The organism is Acinetobacter sp. UBA5934 (assembly GCF_002430855.1).
Classification (GTDB): domain Bacteria; phylum Pseudomonadota; class Gammaproteobacteria; order Pseudomonadales; family Moraxellaceae; genus Acinetobacter.
Map to the genome: position 1 here is coordinate 1 of NZ_DJDC01000049.1, position 14837 is coordinate 14837.

Consider the following 14837-nt stretch of genomic DNA (forward strand, 5'->3'; position numbering starts at 1 on the left):
AATCAGAATAAATCCAATAATCTTCAAGCTGGAATTGTACCATCCATCATAGTTTGGATAGGATTTAACCCAAAAAATACTACAGATCCAGCAAAGAATGGAAGCCGCCCAAAGCAGCAAAGCGATATCACTAAAATATAATGCCAAAGTTGCTAAAGCGGCAGTGGCAAGTCCGTAAACCCAAGCGAAAGGTTTAACAAGATTTTTATTTTTTCTTGGCATGAGCTTAAACCACTCATACCCTGCAACCCCTGCTGCAACAATCATCAGCATAAACATTGGATACTGAGACTGTGTAGCAAACATACAGCTCAGTACGACTGCTACCAATACCAATGCGGTTATTATCCGCTCTAACATTTATTAATTCTCAATTTTCTCTTGCTGGATTTGTTCCGAAGTCTTACCAAAACGACGTTCACGTCCAGCAAAGACCGCGAATGCATCATCCAACTCTTCTACAGTAAATTCAGGCCACAAGGTGGGGGTAAAATAAAGTTCAGCATACGCCGCTTGCCAAAGTAAAAAATTCGACAAACGATAATCACCACCTGTACGAATCAGTAAATCTACAGCAGGTAAATCGGCCATGCAGACATGTTGCCCAAATAGCTCAGCATCAATATCTTCAAGCGCAACTTTTTTAGCCAGAACATCTGCTGCAATCTGTTTTGCCGCCTGAGCCATATCCCACATACCACCATAACTGATGGCAATGGTCAAAGTCATGCTGTTGAAATTAGCAGTCCTTTGTTCGGCTTGCAACATTAACTCACGTAAACGGTCAGACAAACGTGAACGATCACCAATAAACCGCAAAGCAATATTGAACTTTTCCATCCGTGGCAATTGCTCATGAATGGTTTCTTCTAGCAAAGCCATGAGCAAATCAACCTCAAACTGAGGCCGATTCCAATTTTCACTCGAAAAAGCAAAAACGGTTAATGCTTGAATTTGATTTTTTTTACAGTGTTCAACAATCGGATCGAGGACATTTTTACCTTCGCGATGTCCTGCACCTTTTTGCATTTGCTTTTTTTTTGCAAAACGATTGTTGCCATCCATGATGATGGCAACATGTTTTGGAAGAAGCGTACTCTCTTCTGATACGGTCATTAAATCTTAGACCTTCATCAATTCAGCTTCTTTAGCAGCCAGACGTTTTTCAACTTCAGCAACAAATTTATCGGTGATTTTTTGAATGTCATCACCAGCACGGCGCTCATCATCTTCAGAAATTTCTTTTTCTTTCAACAATGCTTTGATGTCGCCCAAAACATCACGACGAATGTTACGAATGGCAACTTTGGCATTTTCCGCTTCATTACGCGCAACTTTCTGCATATCACGACGTGTTTCTTCAGTTAATGCAGCCATTGGTACGCGAATCGCATCAGCAGTGATTGGGTTTAAGCCCAAGTCTGATTCACGGATTGCTTTATCAATTGCAGAGACCATGTTACGTTCAAAAGGTTGAACCAACAAGGTACGCGAGTCTTCAACACCCACGTTCGCCACCTGGTTTAAAGGCACATCCGAGCCATAGTAAGGAACCATAACGCCGTTCAGGATTGATGGATGCGCGCGTCCTGTACGAACCTTGGCAAAACCATGTTCCAAAGACTCAAGCGTCTTGTTCATACGGTCTTCAGCGTCTTTTTTAAGATCGTTAATCATGTGATCTTCCTTACTTAATTCTAAGAGATGTAATAACTAAATAGCGTGTAGTATAAAGAGCTTTCAGGCTCACGTACATTAATTCGTAACGTGAGTACCCTCTTTTTCACCCATAACCACTGAAAGTAATGAACCCGCCTTGTTCATCTCGAAGACTTGAAGTGGCACGTTATGGTCACGACATAAGCAAATCGCCGTTAAATCCATCACACCTAATTTTTCATCAAGTACCTGATCGAAAGTCAGGGCTTCGTATTTCACGGCATCATCATATTTGCTTGGGTCTTTGTTATAAACACCGTCAACTTTGGTTGCTTTCAAGATCAGATTGGCTTCAATTTCGATACCACGTAAGCAGGCTGCTGTATCTGTAGTAAAGAACGGATTACCTGTGCCCGCAACAAATACGCACACTTCGCCTTGAGTTAAATGACGAATGGCATCACGGCTAGAATAGGACTCAACCACTGTACCAATGGGCAAAGCAGACATTAAACGGGTTTTGATGTTACGGCGTACCAAAGCATCACGTAATGCCAAACCGTTCATCACAGTTGCCAGCATACCCATCTGGTCACCGGTTACACGACCAACCAGACCGTCTTTTTGCAGTTGGCTACCGCGGTACAGGTTACCGCCGCCTACCACGATACCCACTTGCACACCCAAACCAACCAGGTGAGCAATCGCTAAAGACATTTGATCAAGCACAGTGGCGTCAATCCCCATGTCTTTGTTTCCAGCAAGTGCCTCACCAGACAGCTTTAACAAAATACGTTCATAACGGGGCTTTTTTGAATCCAACATCAGGAAATCTCCGAATCTTCCAATATCTAAATTTTTTTTCGTATATTTTAACTACAGATTTAAGCTGATTTAATCTGAATTAACTTTGCATATAAATCATATTCATCTGCATCGGTAATTTCGACTTCAAGCAAATCACCTGCTTTAATCTGGCTTTTATCAATATCTTCTACAAAAACATTACCATCAATTTCAGGTGCATCAGCATAAGAGCGTGCTACAGCAACCGGGAATTCTTCTTCCAGCTCATCTACTAAAACAGTCATGGTTTGACCAATGCGTTTTTGCAGTTTGGCTGCTGAAATTTCCTGCTGTACTTGCATGAAACGCTCATAGCGATCTTGCTTGATTTCTTCAGGCACATGATCTGGAAGATCATTGGCTGTCGCACCTTCTACAGGGGAATAGGTAAAGCAACCTACACGATCAAGCTGAGCTTCTTTAAGCCATTCAAGCAGAATCTGGAAATCTTCTTCTGTTTCACCCGGGAAGCCGACCACAAAGGTTGAACGGATGACCAGTTCAGGACATTTTTCACGCCACAATTTCAAACGCTCAAGCGTATTTTCACTATGCGCAGGACGTTTCATCAACTTCAAGATTTTAGGACTTGCATGTTGGAATGGAATATCCAGATACGGCAGGATCTTACCTTGGGCCATCAAGTCAATGACTGCATCGACATGCGGATATGGATAGACATAATGTAAACGCACCCAGATACCTAACTGACCCAATGCTTCACACATGTCGAAGAATTTGGTTTTAACTGGCTGGCCGTTCCAGAAATCGAGTTTGTATTTGGTATCTACACCATAAGCAGACGTATCTTGGGAAATCACCAGGACTTCTTTTACACCGGCTTTTTTCAGCGCTTGCGCTTCGCTTAAAACCGAACCGACTGGACGTGAAACCAGGTCACCACGCATGCTTGGAATAATACAGAAAGTACAACGATGGTTGCAGCCTTCTGATATTTTTAAATAGGCATAGTGTTTCGGAGTTAAACGAATGCCCTGTTCAGGCACAAGGTCAATAAACGGGTTATGCTTTGGCGGTTCTGGAACGTACTCGTGTACGGCTTCCATCACTTCTTGATATGCCGCAGCACCAGTCACTTTGAGGACATTCGGGTGCATTTGGCGAATTTTGTCTTCATCTTTACCCAAACAGCCTGTAACAATTACACGACCGTTTGCGCTCATGGCTTCGCCAATTGCATCTAAAGATTCTTGTACTGCAGATTCAATAAAACCACAGGTATTCACAACAACTAAATCAGCACCATCGTAATCTGATGCTACATCATAACCTTCAGTCTTCAACTGAGTTAAAATTCGTTCGGAATCTACCAATGCCTTAGGACAACCTAAAGAAACAAAACCGACTTTGGGGGATTTCATGAATCTGCGCTCCACTATAATGCGCGTATTGTATGTCTTTTCCGATCATAAAAACAGGTGGAATCCCCACTCTTTGCATTACGCACCAAAATATGCCTATATTTTTACCAAATACCTTAAATGCACCATTTTGGTTCACTAACAATCTCATTTACAGTACTATGAAATTGGAATTCTGGGCGCAAAAACAAAAAAGCACACTTTTATAGCGGCAGAATTTTTATTTATACAGATGCTCAAAGTTGGCGTGCATTTTGCTTTATTTCGACAACGTTTAACTCGTTGAATGTCCCATAACAGGGAGAAATGACAAGAAGTGCAGATGCCATTGCGCTATTTTAACTCAGGATGCTTTCGCAAATGGATCAAACCGTCGCTATCGACTACCGCCTTTTAGTGGATAATTTAACCACTGCAATTTTATTGGTCGACACTAATCTGAATATTTTCTATTTAAATTCTTCTTGTGAATCATTATTCGACATTAGCTTATTACGTGCAGCGGGGCAGCCGGTTTTAAATTTACTGCATATGCCAGATGATGAGTTCAATACCGAAGAAGCCTTACTCAATACCTTTAATACCGGACAACCTTATACGCGCCGGGAAGCGGCGATTAGCGTCAACTTTAAAGATATTCATGTGGATTATACGGTTTCACAAATCAACTCAGAAAAACCCTATCACCCGCTGTTACTGATTGAACTGAACCAGATTGACCGGATGCTGAAAATCTCCAAAGAAGAAAATCTGATTCAGCAACATCAGGTGGCCCGACAACTGATTCGCGGTGTCGCTCATGAAATCAAGAATCCTTTAGGCGGTATCCGCGGCGCCACCCAGTTACTGGCGCGCAGTCTGAATGATCCACAATATGAAGAATTTACCGACATCATTATTAGCGAAGTAGACCGCTTACGCAATTTGGCCGATACCATGCTCGGCTCACGTCAGTTGCCAAGTTACGAACTGGTCAATGTGCATGAGCCTCTAGAGCGTGTGCGTTCGCTTATTACTAATCAAACCAAGAAAAAAATCAAGATTACCCGTGACTACGATCTGTCCTTGCCGGATGTCATGGCAGATCGAGACCAGCTCATTCAGGTCATGCTCAATATCAGCGTCAACGCCGTACAGGCGATGATGGAAAATAAAGAATTCTTTGTTGACCATCAGCCTGAACTGATTTTAAGAACACGCATTCAGCGTCTGGTCACCATTAATGGTGTGTTAAAGCGCTCTGCGGTTCGTATTGATATTGAAGACAATGGTCCGGGTGTCCCTGAAGACATCCTGGAATCGGTGTTTTATCCCTTAGTCACAGGACGTGCTAAAGGCACCGGGCTCGGTTTGAGCATTGCACAAAACATCATGCACCAACATAGCGGAATGATTGAATGCCAATCTGTTCCGGGAAAAACAGTATTTAGCTTATATTTACCTTGGGAGTCTAACCATGTCGCGAAATAAAATATGGGTCATTGATGATGATCGTGCCATGCGCTGGGTTTTGGAAAAAACCTTTAAAGAAGAAGGTTTTGACGTAACCAGTTTTGAAGAAGCACAATCTGCACTGGATCAGCTCAGCATAGATGCCCCCGATGTGATTTTAACGGACATTCGCATGCCGGGCATTGATGGCCTGACGTTTCTGGGCAAAGTCAAAGGCACTCATCCTGATTTGCCTGTCATTATTATGACCGCGCATTCAGATCTGGAGTCCGCCGTATCCAGCTACCAAACTGGTGCTTTTGAATATCTGCCAAAACCATTTGATATTGATGAAGCTCTAGCATTGGTCAACCGTGCCATTTTGCATATTGCCAAATTACAGCAGCAAGAATCCGCCAAAGCCGCACCAGCCATTCAATCGACAGAAATTATTGGTGAATCTCCTGCCATGCAGGAAGTATTCCGCGCCATTGGCCGTTTATCACAGTCGCATATTACCGTATTGATCAATGGTGAATCCGGTACAGGTAAAGAACTGGTTGCCCATGCGCTACACCGCCATTCGCCACGTAGCAGCAAACCTTTCATTGCCTTGAATATGGCAGCCATTCCTAAAGACCTGATCGAAACAGAACTTTTCGGCCATGAGAAAGGCGCATTCACCGGTGCCAACTCGCAGCGTCAAGGCCGTTTTGAACAGGCCAATGGCGGTACCCTGTTTCTAGATGAAATTGGCGATATGCCATTTGAAACTCAAACCCGATTATTGCGTGTCTTGGCAGATGGTGAATTCTATCGTGTTGGTGGACATATTCCGGTTAAGGTCGATGTGCGTATTGTGGCGGCAACGCATCAGGATCTGGAAAAACTGGTGCATGATGGACGCTTCCGTGAAGACTTGTATCATCGTCTGAATGTGATCCGCATTCACATTCCAAAACTGGCGCATCGCAGTGAAGACATTCCAATGCTGGCGCAGCACTTCTTGGCTCGCGCGGGTAAGGAATTGGGCGTTAATCCTAAAATCTTGCGTCCTGAAACCCAGGAATATATGCAACAATTGCCTTGGCAAGGTAACGTGCGTCAGCTGGAAAATACCTGTCGCTGGCTGACTGTGATGATTACTGGACGTGAAGTTTATCCTGAAGACCTACCATCTGAATTGAAACAAATTCCAATTCAGCGTTCAGGTGAAGATGCACCAGCACACAATACCTTTGACCGTATATCACTGCATCACTGGGATGAGTTATTGGGTCAATGGGCGATCCAGAAACTTAAAAATGGTGAAATGAAGATTCTGGACATTGCCACCCCCATGTTTGAACGCACTTTAATTACTGCCGCTTTGCAGCAAACCCGTGGCCGTAAACGCCATGCAGCTGAATTACTGGGCTGGGGACGCAATACCTTAACTCGCAAACTAAAAGAACTTGGCATGGACACTGCCGATGATGATATAGAAGAAGAAATCGAAAGCTAAATTTCCCATAACTCATAAAAAAGCGCCTCAGGGCGCTTTTTTATGGCTGTGTTTTTATAATTGTTCAGTGCCTATACGGTAAAACCCACATAACGAAAATACCCTTCTGCACCCAGATCTGATTTAAAAATCAGATAATCAGGATAAGTTGCTTGAGTGATTTCGGCAAACATATTCACCTGATCATCATTGGCATGCAGATCATCTACAGTACGTGGCATGCTTTGCTCAAATTCATCGGTCATATATTCAAAGCCGATATCCATGGCAATAAATAAAGTATGCTCACAAGGTTGCACATACTGCTCTTCAGCCCAGTCAATGACATTTTGCTGGCAATGTGGGCATGCAATATTATCTGTTGCCTGAATGGATAATGAAATAAGTTGATAAGCCATATAAAAGTTGATCTGTTGTACTATGCATGCATTTTAACAAACTATTTTCACTTGGCTATTTTTTCAAAGCAGATTTGCAATAAAAAAGGGAATCCTTAAGATCCCCTTCCTTATACTGTTACGTTTCTATTTATGTGCAGCTTTATAACGTGATAATGCCGTCACAGCCACTGCCGAGATCGCCACAGCAGGTAAACTGGCCATTAAAATACCTGTGGTTCCCAAACCCAGTGCCAAGATTTTCCCAGTCAGTAACGGACCCGTCATTGCACCTAATCGACCCAAAGAAATCGCACTGCCCACGCCTGTCACTTTACCTATGCCTGAATAGAAAATCGGTGAAATACCATACAGAATCGATTGCCCGCCAGTAGAGAATATTCCACCCATCACTCCAGCCACAATTAATACAGGTACAGATGTAGTCGTGAACAATAGAACCAAAGCAATAAATAAACCGCTATAAATAATCGCCGCCATTTGCCAAAGTTTTAAACGATCTAGCAAATAACCCAAAGCTAAAGTACCAATCACAGCACCGACCTGGAATACCAGCATCACCATAAAAGCTGGTGATTTTGCTAGCCCTTGCTCCATCAACAAGTTCGGTAGCCAGCTAATCAGAATATAATTGATCATCAGAGTAAAGAAGAATCCCACCCAAAGTGGCAGAGTATTTTTATATTGTTGGTTTTTAAATAGAACTTGAACCATACCCGGTACAGCTTCAGCAGAAACCTGTTCAATTGCCACTTTCTTCGGCTTGTCTTTAAGAATCATTGCCATGAATGGGAGCAGTGCCAATGGTGCCAAGCCTCCAATCAGGAAAAGCGTATGCCAAGAAATATCTTTAAATAAGATAGCCAAGCCCGCAACGAAGATTGCGCCTACCGGTAATCCGCAATACATCAAGCTGTTCAGCTTGCCACGATTGGCTTCATTCGCCTCATCACCCACCACGGAAATCATGGTCGGCATTGCAGCGCCTAAACCTAATCCGGTAAAGAAGCGCGCTGCATATAAAACTTCAGCGCTTGGCGCGATTGCAGTCAATGACATAAACACGCCGAAAATTGCAATTGACAGCATTAAAACTTTCTTCTGCCCCAAATAGTCAGCAACACGACCACCAAAGAATGCCCCAAATAACATTCCAAATACACCTAAACTAAATACATAGCCCATTTGCACTTGACCTAAAGCAAATGTTTCAGCAATTCCTTTTGCTGCAATACCGGGAGCTTGAAGATCAAAACCTTCAAAAAATGCGACCCAAAAACACAAAAAGACGATTAAGAATTTCTGCATTTTACCTGTTTGTATTTGTGCCATGATTGACCTCCGTCCATAGTAAGCAAATTGACTTGTAGCAATCTGCTTCACTATTTTCAGATCAATCTGTTGAAATAAATACCACGACAATGGTCGGGTTAATATCCCAAATGAATTCAGTCAAATCATTCAGTTATATTAAAAAGGCTATCTACCTATACATTTCAAGTCTTAATATTATATTTTTTATATGAAATACAAAAACTTAATAAAACAGAAGCTTGTAACTATGCAATGATAGATTTAAACAATAGTTCATAAAATTCTTCCATTATTTCTTCCAGAATTTCCATTTGCTTGGCTTTGGTATTTTTTCCTCAATACGTGCCAAACCTGCAAGCGCCTCCTTATTCATTTGACTATAACGACTTAAATATTCAGGATTAAGCTGCCCAGCCACATATTCCGGCCACATGCTTTCAGAAGGCTTGCGCAAAGCGCGTTCATACCATTTTTGCGCCAACGCCAAGTTTTGATTAAAGTACAGGCCATTTTCATATAAATAGCCCATTTGATATTCCGCATAATAATTTTTCTGATCTGCTGCTTTTTGAATCCAATAAGCCGCTTCTTCCAGATTTTTTTCAGTATATATGCCCTGCAAATACCAATCCCCCACTTGCGACTGTGAAGCGATATCTCCCTTTTGAGCATTTAATAGAAACAGCTTAAAGAACAGCGCTTTTACTTCCGGCATGTGAAGCAAACTGTCTATATTGCGAATTTCCGCTGAAATTTGGTCAATCGAATAGCTAGCAGCATGATTAAGCGCATATTCAGCCTGCTGAAGGGGACTGTCCTGAGTAAATTGAGCAAGAAGCTGCGCCGCTTCAGCCTGCATAGCCTCAATACCCGAGATTCGCGCCTGAAGAACAACATTCAAATGTTCTTTAGCTTTCATGGCATCCTGCTCAACACCCCGCCCATCAATATACATTCGGCCTAAACTTAAATCCGCAGCAACAACTTTTCCGGCTGCCTTCATATACAGCGCAGCAGCTTTTTCCAAATCTTGAACAACACCTGTCCCATTTTCATATTTATCAGCCAAATTATTGATTGCGATAATATGATCTTTATCAGCAGCTTTTTGATACCAGTAGACAGAGCGTTCATAATCTTGGCCGGTACCAATACCATCCTGATACATCCAGCCCAGCTGATAAGCTGCATTGGACATATTGCTGAGTTCTTCATCTGGCGCTTGCCTTGCAATTTTTAAATAAAGCTGAAGCGCTCTTTCCGCATTGACTGCATTAGGATTTGCTTCACGATAGCCAGCATGTGCAGAGTGCAGAAACTCAGTCAGCCAACCAAAGCGGCAATAACCTGCAAGTGCCATGACTGCCGGCCAGCTTCCCAGCTGAGCTGCCTGTTCCAGCAGCTTTAAACTTTGCTGAAAATCCTGTGGGACTGCACTGCCCTGCGCATAGCATTCCGCCAGCATATACAATCCGACTTTGTCCTTCCGCTCAACTGCTTTGAGCAGCCATTGCCGTGTTCCTTCATAGTTTCTCTGCAGCACATTCCCTAAGCTGAATTCCTGCGCCAAAGTACACATAGCCGGTGAAAAAGATGAGGTCGCAGATTTGCGGAGCAAATCAATATATGTGTGATGATCTTGATCTATCCGTGCCTGCTGCGCCTGAAAATGCTGGTATATGCCAGGATACACTCCTGCACGCTGATCAATCATATTTAAGATTCTAAGGCCATGACCCGATTGAATATCCTCGAAATGCTCTATACGGCCAATCAACCCCAAACGAATAGCAATATCATCAGCATTTACCAGCCAGCGCGTTGTCCAATACAGCTCGGGCACATCTTTTGCCAGCATTACTTCCGGCAAAGGTTCAAAATGATTTGGCCGCTCAACGGTTTTACAGAACATTGCAGGCGACTCAACCTCTGGATGTATCAATGAGACACCGATCACTTCTCCCGCATTGGTTTTAACAATATCCCATACCTTCATTACAGGCTGACGCCAATGATACATTCCCCCCGCAGGCGTAAGATTCAGAACAATATCCCCTGATCGTATTTCTTCACCGCTTGAATAGCACAAGTCCATGTACAGCCCTAATTTTTATAATGATTGAGCTTATTTATACACAAAAAAGCCCGCATTGCGCGAGCTCTTTTCAATATTTTTTTAGAACTTAAGCAGATTTTTTCGCCTGATTATTCTTCCGGATGGTAATCATCACCAGTTGAACAGCAGCTGGTGTTACACCCGGAATACGACCGGCTTGAGCAAGCGTTTCAGGACGAACATCTTTCAGTTTAAGCGTAATTTCACGAGAAAGACCAGAAACCACATCATAATCAAAGTCTGCAGGAATACGGGTTTCTTCCAGACGTTTCATTTGAGCCACATCTTCTTGCTGACGGTTGATATAACCTTCGTATTTCACGGCAATTTCAATTTGCTCACCAACAAATGGAGATACTTTTGAGTCAGTCAATTCAGCAATTTGTGAAAAGTTGATATTTGGACGTTTCAACAAATCAATTGCAGAACATTCTTTAGACAAATCTGCCCCAGTTATTTCAACGAATTTTTTACCCATCGGGTTATTCGGCGCAGCCCAAAGATGTTGCAAACGGCCTTTTTCATTTTCTACTGCTTCCATTTTTTCGCAGTAAGCTGTCCAACGCTCATCACCTACCAGACCCATTTCACGGCCGATTGCAGTTAAACGCTGATCGGCATTGTCTTCACGTAACATCAAACGGTATTCCGCACGTGAAGTAAACATACGGTACGGTTCTTTGGTACCTAAAGTAATCAGGTCATCGACAAGTACACCCATGTACGCTTCATCACGTTTTGGTGTCCATTGTTCTTGATCCCATGCACGGCGCGCAGCATTCAAACCAGCCAATAAACCTTGTGCACCCGCTTCTTCATAACCGGTTGTACCGTTGATTTGACCAGCAAAGTACAAGTTATTGATGGCTTTGGTTTCTAACGAGAATTTCAACGCTTGTGGATTGAAATAATCATATTCAATCGCATAACCCGGACGAAGAATGTGCGCATTTTCCATACCACGGATTGAGCGAACAAGCTCAAACTGAACATCGAATGGAAGCGATGTTGAAATACCGTTTGGATAAAGCTCGTGCGTATCCAAGCCTTCAGGCTCTAAAAATACCTGATGTGAATTTTTATCGGCAAATTTATGAATTTTATCTTCAATCGATGGACAGTAGCGTGGACCCACACCTTCAATTTTACCTGTATACATCGGTGAACGGTCTAAACCACCACGGATAATATCGTGAGTTTTTTCATTGGTATGCGTGATGTAGCAGTTGATCTGTTCCGGATGCATAGACGCATCACCCATGAATGACATGGTTGGAGACGGGAAATCACCCGGCTGTGGTGTCATGACAGAGAAATCAACTGAGCGTGCATCAATACGTGGTGGCGTACCTGTTTTTAAACGACCTACTGGCAAGTTTAATTCACGTAAACGTGCTGCCAATGAAATTGAAGGAGGATCACCAGCACGACCACCGCTCGATTTTTCTAAACCAACGTGAATCACACCACCCAAGAATGTACCTGTTGTTAACACGACAGTTTTCGCATCAAAGCGGATACCCATTTGGGTTACCACACCTTTAACGGTATCGCCTTCCACAATCAGGTCATCTGCAGCCTGCTGGAAAATATCCAGGTTCGCTTGGTTTTCCAATGTTTCACGAATCGCAGCTTTAAAGCGTACACGGTCAGCCTGCGCACGCGTTGCACGAACCGCAGCACCTTTACGTGAATTTAGAATACGGAATTGAATACCGCCTTTATCGGCCGCCAATGCCATGGCACCGCCCAAAGCATCAATTTCACGTACCAGATGAGATTTACCAATACCACCGATGGCCGGGTTACAGCTCATCTGCCCTAAAGTCTCAATGTTATGAGTTAAGAGCAGAGTCTGTCGACCCATACGCGCTGCAGCAAGGGCTGCTTCGGTACCTGCGTGACCGCCACCGATAACAATGACATCGTAAACTTTAGGATAATGCATAATGGTTTGAGAGATAAAAAATGATGACGGAGTATTATATCAAAACTGAACAAAATAAGTTGACAAAATGAGTCGAATTTATTGATGAGAGTTGAATTGATTTGCAATCCCTTAATGTTGCAATGTAATCCGGATTTTCAGACTCGCTATAGAAATTAAACATTTAAGTAAAGTTTTTTACTTGAATAGCATTGTTTAATTTTAATTACTTTTTAAGCTATAGGTTGGGTACATTACTAACAAAGGTATAAAAGATGAATAAGAATATTGTCCTCTCATCCATTCTCTGTGGCTTGTGTCTTGCACCATTTGCAGCTTCAGCAAATGATAAAGTCGAAAAAGTATATGATGCTCAAAGATACCAAAAGGTATGTAAAGGAAAGAGCCAAGGCGCACCAGTCAGTTTTGCATATCGCGGTATTATTTGGAATGGTACTTGTGAACCTCAATTCTTCCCTTCTGCAAAAAATTCTTCCATTACAGGCAATGAAGCTGAGCTAAGCACCGCATGTAGTGGAGATACAGGTGCAACCACAGCGACTATCAACGGGACTGAAGTGAAAGGCAAATGTGCTTTAGGTTTCATGCCTCCTCGTCCTTCAGCTCAATCACAAATGCAAATGCAACAATCCCAACCGCAAATGCAGTCTCAACCGCAAATGCAACAGTCACAACCACAAATGCAAACTCAACCTCAAATGCAGTCACAACCTGAGATGCAACCGCAACAATCTCCATAAAAAGTTAAATTAATTCAAATTATTAACGGGTAAAATAGTTGAATTTTACCCGTTTCATATATTGCTTATTTAAAAATCTTGTTTAAACTCTAAGGAGATCAAAGGATAAAAACAAAAAAGGATATTCCATGGATTCAGGACTCTTTACCCTTTTTTTACCCCTTATCATTGCCTTTATGATGATTGGTTTAGGGCTTGAACTTACTGTTAAAGATTTTCTTCGTATCCGTTATCATCCTAAAGCTATTTTTTTAGCGTTATTTTCACAACAAGTGATTTTGGTTGGCATTGCATTTTTTATTTGTATTTTATTCAAACCGTCTCCACTTTTGGCGGTAGGCTTAATGCTGCTTTCTGCTTCTCCAGGTGGTCCTACAGCAAATTTAATTAGCTATATTTTTAAGGGAGATGTGGCATTAAATCTTACCCTTACCACTCTTAATTCTATTATTTGCATTTTTACCCTGCCTTTTATTGTTAATTTATCCATGCATTATTTTTTAGGCGAATCGCAAAGCATTAGCATGCCTATTGAAAAAATTTTCCAGGTATTTTTAATTATTTTTGTTCCGGTTTGTATAGGGATGCTGATCCGTTTCCTGACCCCCAAAACTGCATTTCGCCTGAATAAACCGATGCGATTATTTTCGGTTATCTTTTTAATTTTAATTTTGTTGTACGCGCTGTATATAGAAAGATTCCACGTCATTGAATATTTTACCGAGATTGGCATTGCCATGGCCTTATTTTGCCTGATCAGTTTTTTAGTGGGCTATCTGGTTCCGTATTTATCTGGAGTTTCCGAAAGACAGGCTCGTGCATGTACCTTTGAAGTGGGAATTCACAATACTGGTCTGGCGCTGACAATTGCACTTTCAGTATTATCCAATACCACCATTGCGATCCCGGCAGGGATTTATACTATTTTTATGTATATTTTCGCCTTTGCATTTGGTTTTATCCTGACCAAAAACCCACAACTGCTGAATAAAACCAATACACGCACTTTAAATGGCTAAACGACATCTGCCCTGTTGAGACAATACTTTAATCAACACGTATATGAGTCATCAGTTTAAAATTTTGTCATTCACTCTTCTAAAATCAACCATGAAAATGCCTCGCTGCAGAGGCATATATATGAAATTCACTCCTTGTTATTGATATCAAGCTGGAGTATTAAACCATATATATATTTGTTCATACATCTATGTGATCACCAGAGCTGCATAGTAAAAAAATCAGTAAAAACTTAACTCAACAAGAATAAATAAGACAGGAGATTTCAAATGGATTCAGGAATCATCACTATTTTACTGCCTTTGGCGCTAGCTATTATTATGGTGGGCTTGGGCCTGGAGCTCACGCCAAGAGACTTTGCCAGAGTCACAAAACACCCCAAAGCCGTTTTAATTGCGCTATTTTGCCAATTAGTCCTTTTAGTGGGTATTGCATTTGTTCTGTGTAAGGTTTTGGCTCTCCCTCCTTTGTTGGCAGTA

At 42.1% G+C, this 14837-nt stretch carries 13 protein-coding genes and 1 pseudogene; 5 read left to right on the forward strand and 9 right to left on the reverse strand.

Going from position 1 to position 14837, the window contains the following annotated elements; all coding sequences use genetic code 11:
- The 5 genes from B2Y23_RS03445 to rimO all read right to left on the reverse strand — a co-directional run.
- On the reverse strand, positions 1-360 hold a 360-nt coding region (locus B2Y23_RS03445), incomplete at its 3' end, for a phosphatidate cytidylyltransferase (RefSeq protein ID WP_349679434.1).
- 3 nt (positions 361-363) lie between these two features.
- Complete coding sequence (uppS, locus tag B2Y23_RS03450) at positions 364-1116, reverse strand: polyprenyl diphosphate synthase (RefSeq protein ID WP_291353908.1); 753 nt, start codon at positions 1114-1116, stop codon at positions 364-366.
- Between the two features lie 6 nt (positions 1117-1122).
- Complete coding sequence (gene frr, locus B2Y23_RS03455) at positions 1123-1677, reverse strand: ribosome recycling factor (protein WP_131274040.1); 555 nt, start codon at positions 1675-1677, stop codon at positions 1123-1125.
- A gap of 78 nt (positions 1678-1755) precedes the next feature.
- The gene (gene pyrH, locus B2Y23_RS03460) at positions 1756-2484 is read right to left on the reverse strand and encodes a UMP kinase (protein WP_291369040.1); all 729 of its coding nucleotides are present in this window, start codon (positions 2482-2484) and stop codon (positions 1756-1758) included.
- Between the two features lie 59 nt (positions 2485-2543).
- Positions 2544-3887 carry a 30S ribosomal protein S12 methylthiotransferase RimO gene (gene rimO / locus B2Y23_RS03465; RefSeq protein ID WP_291369042.1) on the reverse strand — a complete coding sequence of 448 codons (1344 nt, stop codon included), beginning with the start codon at positions 3885-3887 and terminating at the stop codon, positions 2544-2546.
- Between the two features lie 360 nt (positions 3888-4247).
- On the opposite strand from rimO, the gene glnL reads away from it, so the two are divergent.
- Together glnL and glnG are read left to right on the forward strand one after the other, a co-directional pair.
- Entirely contained in the window at positions 4248-5357 is a 1110-nt protein-coding gene (gene glnL / locus B2Y23_RS03470; protein ID WP_291369044.1) for a nitrogen regulation protein NR(II), read from the forward strand.
- A complete protein-coding gene (gene glnG / locus B2Y23_RS03475; RefSeq protein ID WP_291353898.1) occupies positions 5344-6822 on the forward strand; it encodes a nitrogen regulation protein NR(I) in 1479 nt (492 codons plus the stop codon). The genes glnL and glnG overlap by 14 nt, the downstream gene beginning before the upstream one ends.
- 71 nt (positions 6823-6893) lie before the next feature.
- Here the strand turns inward: glnG and B2Y23_RS03480 are convergent, their stop codons facing one another.
- The 4 genes from B2Y23_RS03480 to mnmG all read right to left on the reverse strand — a co-directional run bounded on the left by B2Y23_RS03480 (position 6894) and on the right by mnmG (position 12598).
- A complete protein-coding gene (locus tag B2Y23_RS03480) occupies positions 6894-7220 on the reverse strand; it encodes a hypothetical protein (protein ID WP_291353896.1) in 327 nt (108 codons plus the stop codon).
- Positions 7221-7346: 126 nt separating this feature from the next.
- Positions 7347-8552 (reverse strand): 3-(3-hydroxy-phenyl)propionate transporter MhpT, encoded by a 1206-nt coding sequence (gene mhpT / locus B2Y23_RS03485; RefSeq protein WP_291353894.1) that lies wholly within the window; start codon positions 8550-8552, stop codon positions 7347-7349.
- 271 nt (positions 8553-8823) lie between these two features.
- Complete coding sequence (locus B2Y23_RS03490; RefSeq protein WP_291353892.1) at positions 8824-10629, reverse strand: tetratricopeptide repeat protein; 1806 nt, start codon at positions 10627-10629, stop codon at positions 8824-8826.
- A gap of 88 nt (positions 10630-10717) precedes the next feature.
- Positions 10718-12598, reverse strand: coding sequence for a tRNA uridine-5-carboxymethylaminomethyl(34) synthesis enzyme MnmG (gene mnmG, locus B2Y23_RS03495; RefSeq protein WP_291369046.1), 1881 nt, complete (start codon positions 12596-12598; stop codon positions 10718-10720).
- A gap of 254 nt (positions 12599-12852) precedes the next feature.
- Between mnmG and B2Y23_RS03500 the strand changes: the two genes are divergently transcribed.
- From B2Y23_RS03500 to B2Y23_RS03510, 3 genes and pseudogenes are all read left to right on the forward strand, one after another.
- Entirely contained in the window at positions 12853-13338 is a 486-nt protein-coding gene (locus tag B2Y23_RS03500) for a hypothetical protein (RefSeq protein ID WP_291353888.1), read from the forward strand.
- Between the two features lie 128 nt (positions 13339-13466).
- The gene (locus B2Y23_RS03505; protein ID WP_291353886.1) at positions 13467-14357 is read left to right on the forward strand and encodes a bile acid:sodium symporter family protein; all 891 of its coding nucleotides are present in this window, start codon (positions 13467-13469) and stop codon (positions 14355-14357) included.
- 270 nt (positions 14358-14627) lie between these two features.
- Positions 14628-14837: pseudogene (locus tag B2Y23_RS03510) on the forward strand (bile acid:sodium symporter family protein); the annotation flags it as partial.

Excerpts from the sequence above, each read along its gene's own strand:
- uppS (WP_291353908.1), bottom strand. The coding sequence starts at position 1,116 with ATGACCGTATCAGAAGAGAGTACGCTTCTTCCAAAACATGTTGCCATC.
- frr (WP_131274040.1), bottom strand. The coding sequence starts at position 1,677 with ATGATTAACGATCTTAAAAAAGACGCTGAAGACCGTATGAACAAGACG.
- pyrH (WP_291369040.1), bottom strand. The coding sequence starts at position 2,484 with ATGTTGGATTCAAAAAAGCCCCGTTATGAACGTATTTTGTTAAAGCTG.
- rimO (WP_291369042.1), bottom strand. The coding sequence starts at position 3,887 with ATGAAATCCCCCAAAGTCGGTTTTGTTTCTTTAGGTTGTCCTAAGGCA.
- glnL (WP_291369044.1), top strand. The coding sequence starts at position 4,248 with ATGGATCAAACCGTCGCTATCGACTACCGCCTTTTAGTGGATAATTTA.
- glnG (WP_291353898.1), top strand. The coding sequence starts at position 5,344 with ATGTCGCGAAATAAAATATGGGTCATTGATGATGATCGTGCCATGCGC.
- B2Y23_RS03480 (WP_291353896.1), bottom strand. The coding sequence starts at position 7,220 with ATGGCTTATCAACTTATTTCATTATCCATTCAGGCAACAGATAATATT.
- mhpT (WP_291353894.1), bottom strand. The coding sequence starts at position 8,552 with ATGGCACAAATACAAACAGGTAAAATGCAGAAATTCTTAATCGTCTTT.
- B2Y23_RS03490 (WP_291353892.1), bottom strand. The coding sequence starts at position 10,629 with ATGGACTTGTGCTATTCAAGCGGTGAAGAAATACGATCAGGGGATATT.
- mnmG (WP_291369046.1), bottom strand. The coding sequence starts at position 12,598 with ATGCATTATCCTAAAGTTTACGATGTCATTGTTATCGGTGGCGGTCAC.
- B2Y23_RS03500 (WP_291353888.1), top strand. The coding sequence starts at position 12,853 with ATGAATAAGAATATTGTCCTCTCATCCATTCTCTGTGGCTTGTGTCTT.
- B2Y23_RS03505 (WP_291353886.1), top strand. The coding sequence starts at position 13,467 with ATGGATTCAGGACTCTTTACCCTTTTTTTACCCCTTATCATTGCCTTT.